This window comes from Citrobacter sp. LJND-P06, assembly GCF_058188415.1.
Genome location: NZ_CP187317.1, coordinates 3543470 through 3559747 on the forward strand (window position 1 = coordinate 3543470; position 16278 = coordinate 3559747).

General features: G+C 52.6%; 11 protein-coding genes. 4 read left to right on the forward strand and 7 right to left on the reverse strand.

Going from position 1 to position 16278, the window contains the following annotated elements; genetic code table 11:
* Positions 1 to 47: 47 nt before the first annotated feature.
* From prpE to prpB, 4 genes are all read right to left on the reverse strand, one after another.
* A complete protein-coding gene (gene prpE, locus ACO7SM_RS16840; protein ID WP_490468479.1) occupies positions 48 to 1934 on the reverse strand; it encodes a propionate--CoA ligase in 1887 nt (628 codons plus the stop codon).
* 38 nt (positions 1935 to 1972) lie between these two features.
* Positions 1973 to 3424: a bifunctional 2-methylcitrate dehydratase/aconitate hydratase gene (locus ACO7SM_RS16845; RefSeq protein WP_490468480.1), complete on the reverse strand. Its 1452-nt coding sequence runs from the start codon at positions 3422 to 3424 to the stop codon at positions 1973 to 1975.
* A gap of 157 nt (positions 3425 to 3581) precedes the next feature.
* Positions 3582 to 4751 carry a bifunctional 2-methylcitrate synthase/citrate synthase gene (gene prpC / locus ACO7SM_RS16850; protein ID WP_490468481.1) on the reverse strand — a complete coding sequence of 390 codons (1170 nt, stop codon included), beginning with the start codon at positions 4749 to 4751 and terminating at the stop codon, positions 3582 to 3584.
* A 106-nt stretch (positions 4752 to 4857) separates the two neighbouring features.
* The gene (gene prpB, locus ACO7SM_RS16855) at positions 4858 to 5745 is read right to left on the reverse strand and encodes a methylisocitrate lyase (protein WP_490468482.1); all 888 of its coding nucleotides are present in this window, start codon (positions 5743 to 5745) and stop codon (positions 4858 to 4860) included.
* A 252-nt stretch (positions 5746 to 5997) separates the two neighbouring features.
* Between prpB and prpR the strand changes: the two genes are divergently transcribed.
* Positions 5998 to 7593 carry a propionate catabolism operon regulatory protein PrpR gene (gene prpR / locus ACO7SM_RS16860; RefSeq protein ID WP_490470969.1) on the forward strand — a complete coding sequence of 532 codons (1596 nt, stop codon included), beginning with the start codon at positions 5998 to 6000 and terminating at the stop codon, positions 7591 to 7593.
* Between the two features lie 43 nt (positions 7594 to 7636).
* Here the strand turns inward: prpR and yahO are convergent, their stop codons facing one another.
* Entirely contained in the window at positions 7637 to 7912 is a 276-nt protein-coding gene (gene yahO, locus ACO7SM_RS16865; protein ID WP_490468483.1) for a DUF1471 family periplasmic protein YahO, read from the reverse strand.
* A gap of 845 nt (positions 7913 to 8757) precedes the next feature.
* Here yahO and ACO7SM_RS16870 point away from each other — a divergent pair.
* Together ACO7SM_RS16870 and ACO7SM_RS16875 are read left to right on the forward strand one after the other, a co-directional pair.
* Positions 8758 to 11430 carry an autotransporter outer membrane beta-barrel domain-containing protein gene (locus tag ACO7SM_RS16870; protein ID WP_490468484.1) on the forward strand — a complete coding sequence of 891 codons (2673 nt, stop codon included), beginning with the start codon at positions 8758 to 8760 and terminating at the stop codon, positions 11428 to 11430.
* 164 nt (positions 11431 to 11594) lie between these two features.
* The gene (locus ACO7SM_RS16875) at positions 11595 to 12227 is read left to right on the forward strand and encodes a LysE family transporter (protein WP_490468485.1); all 633 of its coding nucleotides are present in this window, start codon (positions 11595 to 11597) and stop codon (positions 12225 to 12227) included.
* Between the two features lie 12 nt (positions 12228 to 12239).
* On the opposite strand, the gene ACO7SM_RS16880 is transcribed toward ACO7SM_RS16875, so the two are convergent.
* Both ACO7SM_RS16880 and ACO7SM_RS16885 read right to left on the reverse strand, forming a co-directional pair.
* Positions 12240 to 13424, reverse strand: a complete 1185-nt coding sequence (locus ACO7SM_RS16880; RefSeq protein WP_490468486.1) for an OmpP1/FadL family transporter — start codon at positions 13422 to 13424, stop codon at positions 12240 to 12242.
* Between the two features lie 164 nt (positions 13425 to 13588).
* The gene (locus ACO7SM_RS16885) at positions 13589 to 15571 is read right to left on the reverse strand and encodes an alkyl/aryl-sulfatase (protein ID WP_490468487.1); all 1983 of its coding nucleotides are present in this window, start codon (positions 15569 to 15571) and stop codon (positions 13589 to 13591) included.
* A 306-nt stretch (positions 15572 to 15877) separates the two neighbouring features.
* Between ACO7SM_RS16885 and ACO7SM_RS16890 the strand changes: the two genes are divergently transcribed.
* Positions 15878 to 16267: a hypothetical protein gene (locus tag ACO7SM_RS16890; protein WP_490468488.1), complete on the forward strand. Its 390-nt coding sequence runs from the start codon at positions 15878 to 15880 to the stop codon at positions 16265 to 16267.
* Positions 16268 to 16278 lie beyond the last annotated feature (11 nt).

Here is a 16278-nt window from a genome sequence, read left to right on the forward strand (position 1 = left end):
CGGATGGTCTGTAGGCCCGGTAAGCGAAGCGCCACCGGGCACCAGAACTACGCCTCAATCACCTGACGGATCTGATCGAGCGACGAAGGATCGTCAATGGTCGTCAGATCGCCCGGATCGCGCCCTTCGCAAATGGCCTGGATCGTGCGTCTGAGCATCTTCCCGGATCGCGTCTTCGGCAACTGAGAAACAAACCAGACGTGCGCCGGACGACCAAAATTACCGATCTGACTGTCCACCAGTGCCATGATCGCTTTCTCTTCGCTGTGCGCCACATCGCGGTCTTCCAGGCTGTCGCTCAGTTTGGGAATTACAAACGCGACCGCCACTTGCCCCTTCAGCGCATCTTTCACCCCCACCACCGCTACTTCCGCCACGTTCGGGTAGCTGGAAATACTCTCCTCGATTTCACGGGTGCCCAGACGGTGTCCGGCGACATTAATCACATCGTCCGTTCGCCCGAGGATAAAGTAATAGCCGTCGGCGTCGCGGATCCCCCAGTCAAAGGTGGCGTAGACCCGGCGGGAGAACAGCGACCAGTAGGTGTCCACAAAACGCTTGTCATCGCCCCAGATGGTCTGAATACACCCCGGTGGCAGCGGCCCCTCAATCACCAGCATTCCCTTTTCGTTGACGCCGCACGGCTCGCCGGTCACTTCGTTGAGTAACTGTACGTTGTAGCCATACATCGGCACGCCGGGACTGCCGAGCCGCGAGGGACGGTCATCCAGTCCACGGGCCAGCGCCATAATCGGCCAGCCGGACTCCGTCTGCCAGTAATTGTCGACAACCGGTACGCCTAACGTTTCCGTCACCCAACTGGCGGTCGGTTCGTCCAGCGGTTCGCCCGCCAGGTAGAGCACTTCCAGCGAGGAGAGATCGTGGTTGCGAATTTGCGCGGTCGGGAATTTCTTCAGCACACGGATGGCGGTCGGTGCGGAGAACATCCGGCTAACCTGATATTTCTCGACGATTTTCCACCACACGCCGCAGTCCGGATACGTCGGCAGCCCTTCATAAACAATGGTCGCCATTCCTGCCAGCAGCGGTGCATAAACAATGTAGGAGTGCCCGACCACCCAGCCGATATCCGACGCGCAAAAGAAGACGCCGCCCGCTTTGCCGCCAAAAATGGTGTCCATGCTGGTCACCAGCGCCACCGCATAGCCCCCGACATCACGTTGCACCCCTTTGGGTTTTCCGGTGGTGCCCGAGGTATACAGAATGCAGGAGGTTTCGTTCGATTCCAGCCAGGCGACAGGCACCTTCGCCCCGAGATGCTGCTGGCGCAGCGTCGCAAAATCACGATCGCGCCCCGGCACCCGTGCCATTTTCGCCAGCCCGCGATCCACCAGTAGGACATGGCGCGGCTGATGCTCTGCCTGCGCGATGGCCTCATCCAGCAGCTTTTTATACGGCAGGATTTTACCGCCCCGCGCCCCGGCATCAGCCGAGACAATCAGCGCCGGTTTGGCATCGTCAATACGCGCCGCCACGCTGTGCGAAGCAAAGCCGCCGAACACCACCGAGTGAATCGCGCCAATACGCGCGCAGGCCAGCAGCGTAATGTGCGCCTCGGCAATCATCGGCATATACACCAGTACCCGATCGCCACGCTGTACGCCAAGCGACTGTAGCATCGACGCCACCACATTCACTTCGTCATACAACTGGCTGAAGGTGAACGTACGCTCTTCTTCGGTTTCTGATGAAACGGCAATCAGCGCCAGCGCGTTGGGTTGCTTCGCCACCCAACGGTCAATGGCGTTATGGCACAGATTGGTCGTGCCGCCGCAAAACCAGCGGGCAAACGGCGGATTGCTGTGATCCAGCACCTGAGTAAAGGGTTGCTGCCAGTCAATACGCTGGGCCTGTTCGGCCCAGAATGATTCAGGTTGTTCGATAGAATGCTGATAAAACTCGCTAAAAGACATAATGCTCTCCTGTTGAACTTACGCCTTACTGCTCGTTGTTAGATCACGTACAGATCCAAATACTCATTAACGGGCATCTGCTCCAGGCGAGTTCTGTCCAGGGAGACTTCCAGGATGCGCTGCTGCTGACGGGTCGGGAACTGACGCGCCAGGTTGATTTTGAATTTATCGACCAGTTTAGGAATGCCATCTTTACGACGACGCGCGTGACCGATTGGGTATTCCACCACCACTTCTTCAAAGCGCGAACCGTCGGTAAATTCAAGGGTGATAGCGTTAGCGATAGCGCGTTTTTGCGGATCGTGATAGTCGGTGGTAAACGCCGGATCTTCAAAGCAGTTGATCTTCTCGCGCAGCGCGTCGATGCGTTTATCCTGGGCCACGCCGTCTTCATAGTCTGCCGCCGTTAAGCGCCCGAACAGCAGCGGGATGGCCACCATGTACTGGATACAGTGGTCACGGTCAGCCGGGTTATTCAACGGCCCTTTTTTGTCGATGATGCGAATACAGGCTTCATGAGTACGGATGGTCACCTTCTCGATGTCCGCCGCGGTTTTACCGGCGGCCTGCATTTGCGCATGGAGCGTCATTGCCGCTTCTACTGCCGTCTGCGAGTGGAATTCCGCCGGGAAGGAGATCTTGAACAGCACGTTCTCCATCACGTAAGAGCCGTAAGGACGCTGGAAGCGGAACGACTCACCATTGAAGGAGACATCGTAAAAGCCCCAGGTTTTTGCCGTCAGCGCCGACGGATAACCCATCTCGCCGGTTTTCGCCATCAGCGCCAGACGTACCGCGCGAGACGTGGCATCCCCTGCCGCCCACGATTTACGCGTGCCGGTGTTCGGCGCATGGCGATAGGTGCGCAGCGATTGGCCGTCAACCCACGCCAGTGACACCGCATTGAGGATCTCATCGCGGGTCAGCCCCAGCATTTCGGCAACCACCGCAGTAGAGGCCACTTTCACCAACAGCACGTGATCCAGCCCGACGCGGTTGAAGGAGTTTTCCAGCGCAATACAGCCCTGAATTTCATGGGCTTTGATCATGCCGGTCAGCACTTGCTTCATGGTCAACGGCGCTTTTCCGACGGCGACCGCGTTACGCGAGAGCCAGTCTGCCGTCGCCAGAATGCCGCCGAGGTTGTCAGAAGGATGGCCCCACTCCGCCGCCAGCCAGGTATCGTTAAAGTCGAGCCAGCGGATCATCGCGCCGATGTTAAAGGCGGCCTGTACCGGATCGAGCTGAAACTGGGTGCCCGGCACGCGTACGCCGTTGGGCACCACCGTGCCTGGCACCACCGGCCCCAGCAGTTTTTTACAGGCCGGATATTCCAGCGCTTCCAGACCACAGCCTAAAGTGTCGAGCAGACAGTAATGCGCGGTGTCATACGCCACCTTTGAGGTGATCTCGTAATTCATCACGTAATCAACGATATCAACGATTTCACGGTCAAATTCCGGGCGGACGTTCGAAATATGTGCAGACATAGGGTACGTTTCCTTTTTCCTTTCGTCTTTCAAGCTGCATCTGTCCTGGCTTCCTCGCTCACCCCAGTCACTTACTTGTGTAAGCGCCTGGGGGTTCGCTGCGTCGCCGCCTTGATGCAACTCGAAATCCATTGGGTAACTATTTAGAGGTTATTAATTAATTGCGTTCATTCAGTGGAACAAAGAGGCGATCTTCCGGGCCGGTGTAATTGGCGGAAGGACGGATAATTTTATTATCCTGGCGCTGTTCGATGATGTGCGCCGCCCAGCCGGTGACGCGGGCAATCACAAACAGCGGTGTAAACATTTCGGTCGGGACGCCCATCATGTTGTAGGAAACCGCCGAGAACCAGTCGAGATTCGGGAACATCTTTTTCGTTTCCCACATCACCTCTTCCAGACGGTCGGCGATGTTGTACATCTTCAGCGACCCGCCTTCCTGAGAAAGCTGTTTCGCCACCTTCTTAATCACCTGATGACGCGGATCGGCAATGGTGTAGACCGGATGACCAAAACCAATCACCACCTCTTTGTTTTCCACGCGTTTACGGATATCGGCCTCGGCTTCGTCCGGCGTTTCATAGCGCTGTTGAATTTCCAGCGACACTTCGTTCGCGCCGCCGTGTTTCGGGCCACGCAGTGCGCCAATCGCGCCAATAATCGCTGAATAGACGTCGGAACCTGTTCCTGCAATCACGCGACTGGTAAAGGTGGAGGCGTTAAATTCATGCTCGGCGTACAGTACCAGCGAGATGTGCATCGCCTTTTCCCAGCTTTTCGACGGTTTTTCACCGTGCAGCAGATGCAGAAAATGCCCGCCGACAGAGTCGTCGTCGGTTTCCGGCTGGATACGTTCGCCGTTGTGACTGTAGTGATACCAGTAGAGAAGGATGGAACTGAGCGAGGCCAGCAGCTTGTCAGCGATGTCGCGAGCGCCGGAGACGGTGTGCCCCTCTTTTTCCGGCAGCGTACAGCCCAGCGCGGAAACGCCCGTGCGCATAACGTCCATCGGGTGCGACGCCGCAGGTAGCGCTTCCAGAACGGTACGCACATTGGCAGGTAATCCGCGCAGCGCTTTTAATTTGATTTTATACGCCTGGAGTTCATCGCGGGTCGGCAGCTTACCGTGAATCAGCAAATGCGCCACTTCTTCAAATTCGCAATGCTGGGCCAGATCGAGAATATCGTAGCCGCGGTAGTGCAAATCGTTACCACTCTTGCCGACGGTGCACAGCGCGGTATTGCCCGCAGCGACTCCGGAAAGGGCCACTGATTTTTTCGGTTTAATGACATGGGTATTATTTTGCAGGATCGTCGTGTCGCTCATAGTGTCCTCGTCATTGTTTTAATGTGTAAGGTACAAATTCATCTTGTCGACCGGATAAACGCAGTGCCATCCGGCATTGCCAGATGGCGACTGCGCCTTACCAGGCCTACGATTTATTTTTGGCAAACAGCGCGTCGAGCTTCTCTTCGTACTGGTAGTAATTGATGCTCTCGTACAGTTCGTTACGCGTTTGCATGGTGTCGATAACGTTCTTTTGCGTTCCTTCCTGGCGCAGCACGTTATAGACGCGCTCAGCGGCGCGGTTCATTGCGCGAAAGGCAGACAACGGATAAAGCGCCATGGCGACGTTGGCGCTGCGCAGTTCATCAGTGGTAAACAGCGGCGTCGCGCCGAACTCAGTGATGTTAGCGAGAATAGGAACCTGTACCGCGTCGGCAAACTGGCGATACATGGAAAGCTCGGTGATCGCCTCCGGGAATATCATGTCTGCCCCGGCTTCAACGTACGCCCGGGCACGATCGATAGCCGCGTCCAGCCCTTCGACCGCCAGCGCATCGGTACGCGCCATGATGACAAAATCGGGATCGGTGCGGGCATCGACCGCCGCCCGGATCCTGTCCACCATTTCTTCTTTCGAGACAATGGCTTTGTTGGGGCGATGACCACAGCGCTTGGCGCCGACCTGATCTTCAATATGCAGCGCAGCGGCGCCGGCTTTGATCATCGATTTCACCGTCCGCGCAACGCTGAACGCTGAAGAGCCAAAACCGATATCGGCATCCACCAGCAGCGGCAGCGGACAAACGTCGGTGATACGGCGAATGTCGGTCAGCACATCATCCAGCGTGGAGATCCCCAGATCCGGCAGCCCCAGCGAACCGGCCGCGACACCGCCGCCAGAGAGATAAATCGCCTGATATCCGGCGCGCTGGGCCAGAAGCGCGTGATTCGCATTGATGGTGCCGACAATCTGCAATGGGTTTTCTTTGGTGAGCGCGGCGCGAAACGCCTGCCCCGGAGAATGTAGAGACATATCCCGTCCTTTTGTTATCAACTTGTTGCCTTAGTTGATTTACATAAAGCAAGGGCTATGCCAACGCAGGCATAAAGACAACCACTTTATTTTTATTCATTTTAAAACAATGAATTAGATGTCTAAGTAATATTGAAAGTGAAAAAATGCGTGCCAGTTAACGTTTCATGAAACGCGTGATGCTGTTTCATTGCAACATTTATGAAACAAGACTACACCCAATACTCTGTTCCTTCATTTTTTTGGGCGACTATGGCGGATACGCACCTTCCACCGCGGGTAAATGATGATAAGCCGGTTATCTGGACGGTCTCGGTGACGCGGCTGTTCGAGCTGTTTCGCGACATCAGTCTCGAGTTCGATCACCAGGCGACCATCACCCCCATCCAGCTCGGCTTTGAAAAAGCCGTGACCTATATCCGTAAGAAGCTGGCCAGTGAACGCTGCGATGCGATTATCGCTGCGGGATCGAACGGTGCATATTTGAAAAGTCGGCTGTCCATTCCCGTGATCCTGATTAAACCCAGCGGCTTCGACGTCTTACAGGCGCTGGCGAAAGCAGGCAAGCTGACCTCTTCTATCGGCGTGGTGACCTATCAGGAGACGCTGCCAGCCCTGATGGCGTTCCAAAAAACCTTTAAGCTGCGCCTCGATCAACGCAGCTATATCACCGAAGAAGACGCGCGCGGGCAAATTAATGAACTGAAGGCGAACGGCACTGAAGCCGTGGTTGGCGCGGGACTGATAACCGATCTGGCAGAGGAAGCGGGCATGACGGGGATCTTTATTTATTCGGCAGCCACCGTGCGTCAGGCCTTTAGCGACGCGCTGGATATGACCCGCCTGACGCGACGACAACACCGCCCGTATGCCTCTGAAAACGGGTTGCGCACCCGTTATGATTTGGGCGATATACGCGGTCATTCGCTGCAAATGGAGCAGGTTCGACACACGATTATGCTCTACGCCCGTTCCCGTGCGCCCGTCCTGATTCAGGGGGAAACGGGCACCGGAAAAGAACTGGCGGCCCAGGCCATTCATCGCGAATATTTTACCCGTCAGGGAGGGCGCAGCGGCAGGCGTTCCCCGCCTTTTGTTGCCGTCAATTGCGGGGCGATTGCCGAATCTTTACTCGAAGCGGAGTTGTTTGGCTACGAAGAGGGAGCCTTTACCGGATCACGTCGCGGAGGACGCGCCGGACTGTTTGAGATTGCCCACGGCGGAACGCTGTTTCTGGATGAGATAGGCGAGATGCCCCTGCCGCTCCAGACCCGGCTATTGCGCGTACTGGAAGAAAAAGAGGTGACGCGCGTCGGCGGGCATCAGCCTATCCCGGTGGATGTGCGGGTGATTAGTGCCACCCACTGCAATCTGGAACAGCAGATGAAACAGGGGCAATTTCGTACCGATCTGTTTTATCGCCTCAGTATTTTGCGCCTGGCGCTGCCACCGCTACGTGAGCGTCATGCTGACATTGTGCCGCTGGCAGAAGGATTTTTAAAACAGTCGCTGGCGGCATTAGAAGCGCCGTTTAGCGAATCGGTACGCGAAGGCTTACAGCAAAGTCAGGCGGTTCTGCTGCATTACGGCTGGCCTGGGAATATTCGTGAGTTGCGCAATATGATGGAACGTCTGGCGCTTTTCTTAAGCGTTGAGCCGCAACCTGCGCTCGATGTCCATTTTCTACAGCGATTGTTACCGGAACTGACTGCCACAGACGAAGCGCCTCCAGCCCCCACATCGCTTACGGCTCAGGAGGTTCTCGCACAGTTTAACGGGGATAAAACCGCAGCAGCGCGGTATCTGGGGGTGAGCAGAACAACATTCTGGCGGCGATTAAAAGAATAACCCGCCAGTGAGACTGGCGGGTTTTGTCTATCAGAGAAGCGCGTTATTTCTTTTTATAAATATTGGCGGTGCCATGGATTTTATTATCCGTCTGGCCAGATGTCAGTACGACAACATCGGCACCTTTTTCATCGGCTTTCTTCAGGAGGTCTTCCTTCGCATCAGAAGTAGAGACTTCGTTGCTCGTAGAAATTGTACCCACTTTGGTATACTGTGATTCGACTTTTTCAAACTCGACTTTCGTCATCAACTCTGCTGCATACGCATTTGAAACCACTAACGCCAACGCCCCAATCAATACCTTATATCCTGTCTTCATATAAAAACTCCCATTTTTGTTATTACGCTATCATCACACATGAATGTTACAGCACCCTACAAGGATGATTAATAAGTAGTTCATGTTCTGCAAAAAATCCAGCGCGAAAATCAGTATAAATTGATTTTGCGTGGCGGCAGCGACAACACCGCCTGTGCCAACGTCTGCCGGGTGAACGCCGTCGCCAGAATCCGGATGACTTACAGCATGTTGAGAGCCTCGCCACCTTGCGCTTCAGTGGCGGATGGCAGCCAGGCAACATCGGTATTCAGAATAATACAAACCCCGCCATAATATATTTGCAATTCTCTTAAAGAAGAGATAAGTTATCTTAAATTCGTACTGCTATAATTTTTGATTATTATCAATATAACGGCAATAAAACACGAAAACAGCGGCAATAATATCATTCCCCTTCGCAATTAAATCAATAAAAAGAATAAGCACGCGTATATTAACCACAACTTACTTACCAGCATCACTTAATAAAATAAAAAGTCCAAAAGTTATATCGCGTTGTATTTTAAACGCAACCAAAAAACCGACTATCAAAATCATTAAGACGCCATTATCTGTTTATCCACACACTGAATCATCACCGCGCTTTACGTCTTATTTATAATTGTTGGAATCTATCAATAAACTCAATTATGGATTTTTTAAACGATTTCTTTCTTTCGTGATGTGCAAATACCATCCGCATTATCGGAATACGCTATTCATGTCACTAAGCAAACGTAATGTTTAGGATACGGATGGGGGTGTGTTGCGTATTCACACCCGACTCATGATGAGTCAATCATCAACACAAACAACACTGCATTACCTTACGGAAGAGGAATAATATGACAACAACTATTCTACGACACCCGCTATCGGCATTATCACTCGCCATAGCCCTTGCGTTATCTGTACCTGCTGTCGCCGCGACATCAGCCAATAATATCAGTCTGTTGTCAATAGCCCCTCCGGCGACACCAGATGATGATATTGTCATTAATAATAATGAAAGCCTGACCCTTTCTGATACAGAAAATACAGAAAGCGGCTGGGATCGTTTTAGTAGCCTTAACGTCGGGGAAAATACCGATGGTTCGCTCATTATCGATGGCCGTCATATTACAACATCAGCAGGCACCATTGGCGACGGGGCGACGGGATCTGTCACGTTAACCAACGGCGCCTCCTGGTCCTTTGATAGCGAGAATCAGGTTAATCTGGTATTGGGCACACATAATGGCTCAGGTTCCCTTTTCGTTAATAATGGCAGCACGGTAAGTGGAATTGATGAGCTGCGTATTGGCGAATATGCCGGGGGCGCCGAGGGACTGGTGGCGATTGATGGCGCCAACTCTACCGTTTCGTCAGGCTGGGCAGTCGTTGGCGACCAGGGAAAAGGTAAGCTGATAATTACCAACGGCGGCACTCTCTCCCTGTCGGAACACTTTAGCATTGGTTATGTCGGAAATACCGACAACACCCATCGCAATGGCCATGGAGAGGCCATTATCGACGGTGAAAATTCCACGCTGAACGTAACCCAGGGTATTTATCTGGGGGGATTCGCCACCACCAATAATGACGCCACCGGTATTCTTACTGCCAGCAATGGCGCAACGATAAATTCCGGTGACATAATTTGGCTCGCCGTTGGTCAGGGCAGCACCGGTATTTTAAATATTGGCGGCGCTCAGGGCGAAGCAGAACAAGCCGCCGGGCAAATTAACGTTCCGCGTATTCATCTGGGCAATACCGATAATCTCAGCACGGCGATTCTGAATTTTAACCATTTGAGTCAGGATTTTACGCTGGCCGCCAATATTACCGGCAAAGGCGACGTAAATCAGTTAGGTTCAGGAACAACCACGCTGACCGGGGCGAATACCTATTCCGGCACCACTCAGGTGGCAAACGGCACCCTGCGCACCGGAACGGAAAATACCCTGAGCGCTAACTCGGATTTCACGGTGGAAAGCGCGGGTCATCTGGATTTAAACGGTTATTCGCAAACCGTTAAATCACTGGTACTGGCAGGTACGGCGACACTTTCTTCACCGCAAACCCGTGCTGCATTTTCCCCAACCACGCTGACCATCAACGGAGATTACACCTCAGATAATGGCCTGCTGGTGCTGCAAACCGCGCTGGCAGGTGATGATTCCGCCACCGACAAACTGCTGGTCAAAGGCGATACCGCCGGAAATACCCGTGTGAGCGTGACTAACGCGGGAGGAACAGGTTCACAAACCATTGAAGGCATTCAGATTGTCGAAATTGAGGGGGTATCAGACGGTACGTTTACCAAAGAAGGCCGTATTGTGGCCGGTGCGTTTGATTACAATCTGGTGAAAAGCGACAATCAAAACTGGTACTTAACCAGCACCGCCGTCACCGATCCGACGCCGGAACCCGATCCAGACCCAACGCCGGAACCAGAACCGACGCCAGATCCCGATCCGACACCAGAGCCGACGCCCAATCCTGAGCCAGAACCCGGCCCTGGCCCCACGCCAACTCCGACACCACAACCCGAAGGCAAGCAGCAGTATCGCCCGGAATTTGGCAGCTATCTGGCAAATACCTTCGCCGCAAATACGCTGTTTAACACCCGACTGCATGACCGTCTGGGCGAAACGCAGTACACCGATGTACTCACCGGTGAACAGAAAGTCACCAGTCTGTGGATGCGTCACATCGGCGGGCATAACCGCTTTAAAGAGGGTTCCGGCCAGTTGAGTACCCAAAGCAACCGCTATGTCCTGCAACTCGGCGGCGATATTGCTACGTGGAGCAGCGACGGTCTGGATCGCTGGCATCTCGGCCTGATGACCGGATATGCCAACAGCAAAAGCCGCACGCACTCCAGCCTGACCGGTTATTCCTCGCGTGGTGAAATCAGCGGTTACAGCGTCGGGGTTTACGGCACATGGTATGCCAACGATGCCGACCAAGCGGGTGCCTATGTTGATACCTGGCTGCTCTATAACTGGTTTGAAAACCAGGTGTCCGGCGAGAATCTGGCAACCGAGAAATATGATTCCGACGGTATCACCGCCTCTGTGGAAGCCGGTTACACCTTCCGTCTTGGTGAAAGCAGCGATGGCCGCAATAGCTATTGGTTGCAGCCGAAAGCACAACTGACCTGGATGGATGTGCAAGCCGACAATCACACCGAGAAAAACGGAACCCGGGTGTCCGATGACACCGACGGCAATCTGCAAACCCGTTTGGGGATGAAAGCGTATCTGCAGGGCCATAGCGCAAGGGATGACGGCAAAGACCGCACGTTCCAGCCCTTTGTCGAAGCTAACTGGATCTACAACTCGAACAATTACAGCGTGAAGATGGATGACATCAGCAATGAGATCAAAGGGTCACGCAATGTCGGCGAGTTAAAAGTAGGGATGGAAGGCCAAATTAATGCACGTCTGCAACTGTGGGGCAACGTCGCACAACAGGTCGGCGATAATGGCTATAGCGATACTCAGGGGATGTTAGGACTGAAATACACCTTCTGATCCTCGTTCGCCACCCGGGAACTCGCGGGTGGCGAACAACAGAAAGCGCAGCCGTTATTCTCCTCGCCAGATTAACCTCACTTGTTTGTGATCCCTCTCTCACTCGCGCCGTTTTGCTACCAATAAGATGATGTTAATTCACCCATTATTCGGAAGTGTTGCCTATGGATCCCATCCACGCCGTTGTGCTCACCGTCAGCCTGTTCGTGTTAACGTTTTTTAACCCAGGTGCGAATCTCTTTGTGGTGGTGCAAACCAGTCTGGCATCCGGTCGGCGGGCGGGCGTATTGACCGGTCTGGGCGTGGCGTTGGGTGATGCGTTTTATTCCGGTCTTGGGTTATTCGGCATGGCAACATTGATTACCCAATGCGAGGGGATCTTTTCGATTATCAAAATCGTCGGCGGAGCCTACCTGCTGTGGTTTGCATGGAACAGTATTCGCCACCAGGCGACGCCGCAAATGTCCGCCCTTTCGCAACCGATCGCCGCCCCGTGGTATGTGTTTTTTCGCCGTGGGCTGATAACCGATCTCTCCAATCCACAGACTGTATTGTTTTTTATCAGTATTTTTTCTGTGACGCTGAGCGCAGAAACACCGACATGGGCGAGGCTGATGGCCTGGGCCGGCATTGTGCTCTCCTCCGTTATCTGGCGCATTTTCCTCAGTCAGGCTTTTTCTCTGCCCGCGGTTCGTCGCGGTTATGCACGGGTTAATCGCGTCGCCAGTCGCGTTATCGGCGCCATTATTGGTGCTTTCGCCCTGAGACTCATTTACGAGGGCGTCACGCACCGGTAATTCCTGCGCCTCTTAGAATTGATAGCTGTAGTTAACGCTCGCAAACCAGAGGTAGGGATGGTCATAGCTCCCGGAAAATACCTCTGGTGATTTCACGTTTGACGATTGCATATGCAGATACGATACGGCAAAACCCACGTTGCTCGCCGGGGTTATCTGATATTGAGCACCGGTCGCAAACCGCCATTCATCACCGGTCGGTAATGACAGCGCCACATCGCTTTGCGAGTGATACACCGTACTGTCGAATGCAACGCCCGCATTCAGCCGCCACTGTTCTGTTGGCCGGTACTGCACGCCTAACGCCGTATGCCAGGAGTCTTTCAGGCGATTCTGCTGTTGACTCTCCTGCCCGGCAATCGTGACCTGCGGGCTACCAAACTGGCTCCAGTCTTGCCAGCCAAGATCGCCCATCACAGACCAGTGTGGGTTAATGTCATGCACCAGACTGAACATAATCTGCTGCGGCGCCCGAACCTGCGCCGAAATAGGCAGATCGTATTCAACATTGGGTAAATTCGGCAAGCGCGCTTTGCCGTTGATGTTAAAGTCGTAATCGGTTTTGCTGGTCCAGGTGATGCCCGCCCGCGTGCTGTCGGTCAGATCCATCAGTAACCCCAGGCGATAACTCATCGCCCAGTCGTGATCATTCTCTTTTTCATCATCCCCATTAACATTACGGGTTAATGACAAATAGCCATAGTTTGCATTGGCAGAAGCGCCAATCGACAGCCTGTCATTTAATTTGTAGGCTACAGAAGGACTCAACGTCATTGCCACCATGGTACTTTTTTTGATCAAACGATCGCCCGCCCAATCACCAAAATCAATTCCCAGCCCATAGTTCCCATATAATCCAATTCCGGCGTATAGCCTGTCGTTGATTTTTTGAGAATAAAAAGAACTGGCGCCCGGAAAAATATTCATCACATTACCCGGACTTTCTTTACTGGAATCATCGAGGTGATAAGGAATATCACCATCCATCACCTGTAATCCCCCGGTAAACATATGATCAGGTAAACGGGTCATGCCCGCCGGATTGGTGACAATGGTCGAGGCATCCTGTGCCCTGGCGGCCTGTCCCGCCCCTGCCAGCGCGGTATCCTCAGTCCCAATTTCATAGAAGTACAACGCGCTGGCATGGGAAAGCGAAGAAAAGAGTAAACCGGTACACACCAGAGTTATTTTTTTCATTAATTACTCGATGAAATTATTATCATTGTCTATTTTATTCACCAGAAAAAACACGATGGGGAAAATAGATTTCAGAAAAACATATTTATCCCATTCATAGAATAGACCTGATTTCAAAAAACGCTGATGCCCAAAACAGCCAAAAGCCGTTTTGGGCGCATCAGTCAGGGAGTCACGATATTAAACCAGAAGTCGAACGTATCCATAAAACTCAGCATTTCGTCAAACTTCGCCGCATTACCGGTAATTGTCATGCTACCGTTATCCTGCGCCTGTTTTAGCGTCTCCTCTTTCAGGATAATTTTATTCAGCGTTGCGCGATTGAGGGTAATCGTCGCATCGGCATGGCTGGACTGCTCATTGGCGGTATGATTCAGCACACCGTTTTCAAGCTCCAGTTTGTAGATACCGCCATCCTTACCCAGATCAACATTGAAAATGGCTTTTGCGTTAGCCGCTTTTTCACCGTTGAGATGGACGCCAAGATAATCAAAGAACATTTCCGGGCTCATGGCGCGTACGGTGTCCGGGCTGGCGGTGTTCGGCGTCGGGCCTTTCACCACGCCATTACGCAGTTCCTGCGCGCCGGTCAGGTAGAAGTTACGCCACGGGCCAGATTCGGCCTGATAGCCCAGTTGCTCCAGCGCATCCGCTTCCAGATTACGCGCCGTGGCATTCTGCGGGTCGGCAAACACCACGTTACTCACGACCTGCGCCACCCAGCGATAATTCCCCTGTGTGTAATCCTCTTTGGCCTTCTTCAGGATCTGATCCGGGCCCCCCATGTAATCAACATATTTCTTCGCCGCTTCTTCTGGCGGCAGTTCATCCAACGATGCCGGATTGCCGTTAAACCAGCCGAGATAGAGCACGTAGGTGGCTTTCACATCATGGCTGACCGAACCGTAGTAGCCGCGGCTTGCCCAGGAGTTCGCCAGCCCTTCCGGCAGTTTGAAGTTGGCCGCAATCTCATCGCGGGTCAGCCCTTTATTCGCCATACGCAAAGTCTGGTCGTTGATATAACGATACATATCTCGCTGGCTTTTCATTAACTTAACCACATTCTCATTACCCCATGTCGGCCAGTGGTGCTGCGCCATAATGATCTGCGCTTTGTCACCCCAGCGTTCAATGGCGGCATTGATGTATTTCGACCAGGCCAGCGGGTCGCGAATTTTTGCCCCGCGCAGTGAATACGTATTGTGCAGGGTATGGGTCACATCCTCTGCGGCCTCAATCATTTGCTTCTCTTCGACATACCACAGCATTTCAGATGGCGCTTCGGAACCTGGCGCCATCATAAAGTCATAGGTCAGGCCATCAATAACCTCTTTCTGGCCGTCTTTCTCGATGATGTTGGTGGGTTCAATAAGCGTCACCGTACCGGCAGACGTGGTCGTCCCCAGCCCGGCACCCACCTGGCCTTTTTCATTCGATTTCAATAAATTTCCGTACATGTAGCTGGCGCGACGGCTCATCACATTACCGGCCATAATGTTCTCTGAAACCGCCTCTTTCATAAATCCGGCAGGCGCATACACTTTCACTTTACCGGACTTCACATCGGCTTCATCCACCACGCCGCGCACGCCGCCATAGTGGTCAACGTGACTGTGGGTATAAATCACGGCAACCACCGGTCTCTTGCCACGGTTTTTGTAATAGAGATCGATACCGACCTTTGCAGTTTCTGCGGAAACCAGTGGATCGACGACGGTAATCCCCTCTTTCCCTTCGATAATGGTCATATTTGAAAGATCCAGATTACGAATCTGATATACCCCATCGGTCACTTCAAACAGGCCGCTGATATTAATCAACTGCGCCTGACGCCAGAGGCTTGGGTTCACCGTATCAGGCGATTTTTGCCCTTCTTTAATAAAAGCATATTGCTGCGGGTTCCAGACCACATTGCCTTTCTCGCCTTTAATCACATCCTGAGGCAACGGTGCAATAAACCCCTTATGCGCATTCGAAAAGTCGGTGTTATCTGAAAATGGCAGTTGGCGATAAAGCGCTTCATTTGCAGCTTTCGTGGACGGCGTAGCCTCCTTCGGCGCGTCATTTGCCATCACCGGTGATGAGGTAACTGCCGCCGATAACACACCGGCCATCGCCATATATCCAACAATTTTATTCAGCTTCATAATTGCCTCTTTGCTAGCGTATTGTTGCCAGGCAAATATTTAAGTGGAGAATCCAAAACGAGCCGTAACACGCTAAAGAGTAAACAGCCCAATAACATTAAATATTTTCGACAACGTTCAACGCTTATGTCGTAGTGTAGATAACTGAAATCAGGTTATCACTGACTCCGGCAGTTGGCACAACCCAACTTGTTTAATTTTAAATATCCACCGGACATAATTTAAAATTAAACAAATATCTTCTCGCCAGACAAAAAACGAACAGGATAATTGCCCCCAGTTATTTACCTGGAGCGTTATATTTTTATGAAGATTCGTATTTCTCCGCTTTTACTCAGTCTGTGCATACTCACCGCATGTAGCACTCACTCGCCTGACACTGTGCAACAATTAAATAGTCTGACCGTTCCCGTGGTGGCGCCAGACACCGTTCAGGCACCGGTAGCCACAGCCACATTGCGACCGCTACACCAGCAAAATCAACAAAAAATAAGCATGTTAACGGCAAACCTTAAACAGACATATCTGCAACGGAGCACCCGAAAAGATATTTTTGACACCCACAGCGAGACAGCGCGGGTTTATGCCGCACTGACAAAACTGGAGCAATTAGGCTACCTGAACGATAACTATCTGACGCAGCATAATGTGCAAGGGTTGCAGGAGATTTCAATGACACTGCAGTCAGTGTCATAACGCTATTGACG

Bases quoted from the DNA above. Each gene is read 5' to 3' on its own strand.
- prpE (WP_490468479.1), bottom strand. From the start codon at position 1,934: ATGTCTTTTAGCGAGTTTTATCAGCATTCTATCGAACAACCTGAATCA.
- ACO7SM_RS16845 (WP_490468480.1), bottom strand. From the start codon at position 3,424: ATGTCTGCACATATTTCGAACGTCCGCCCGGAATTTGACCGTGAAATC.
- prpC (WP_490468481.1), bottom strand. From the start codon at position 4,751: ATGAGCGACACGACGATCCTGCAAAATAATACCCATGTCATTAAACCG.
- prpB (WP_490468482.1), bottom strand. From the start codon at position 5,745: ATGTCTCTACATTCTCCGGGGCAGGCGTTTCGCGCCGCGCTCACCAAA.
- prpR (WP_490470969.1), top strand. From the start codon at position 5,998: ATGGCGGATACGCACCTTCCACCGCGGGTAAATGATGATAAGCCGGTT.
- yahO (WP_490468483.1), bottom strand. From the start codon at position 7,912: ATGAAGACAGGATATAAGGTATTGATTGGGGCGTTGGCGTTAGTGGTT.
- ACO7SM_RS16870 (WP_490468484.1), top strand. From the start codon at position 8,758: ATGACAACAACTATTCTACGACACCCGCTATCGGCATTATCACTCGCC.
- ACO7SM_RS16875 (WP_490468485.1), top strand. From the start codon at position 11,595: ATGGATCCCATCCACGCCGTTGTGCTCACCGTCAGCCTGTTCGTGTTA.
- ACO7SM_RS16880 (WP_490468486.1), bottom strand. From the start codon at position 13,424: ATGAAAAAAATAACTCTGGTGTGTACCGGTTTACTCTTTTCTTCGCTT.
- ACO7SM_RS16885 (WP_490468487.1), bottom strand. From the start codon at position 15,571: ATGAAGCTGAATAAAATTGTTGGATATATGGCGATGGCCGGTGTGTTA.
- ACO7SM_RS16890 (WP_490468488.1), top strand. From the start codon at position 15,878: ATGAAGATTCGTATTTCTCCGCTTTTACTCAGTCTGTGCATACTCACC.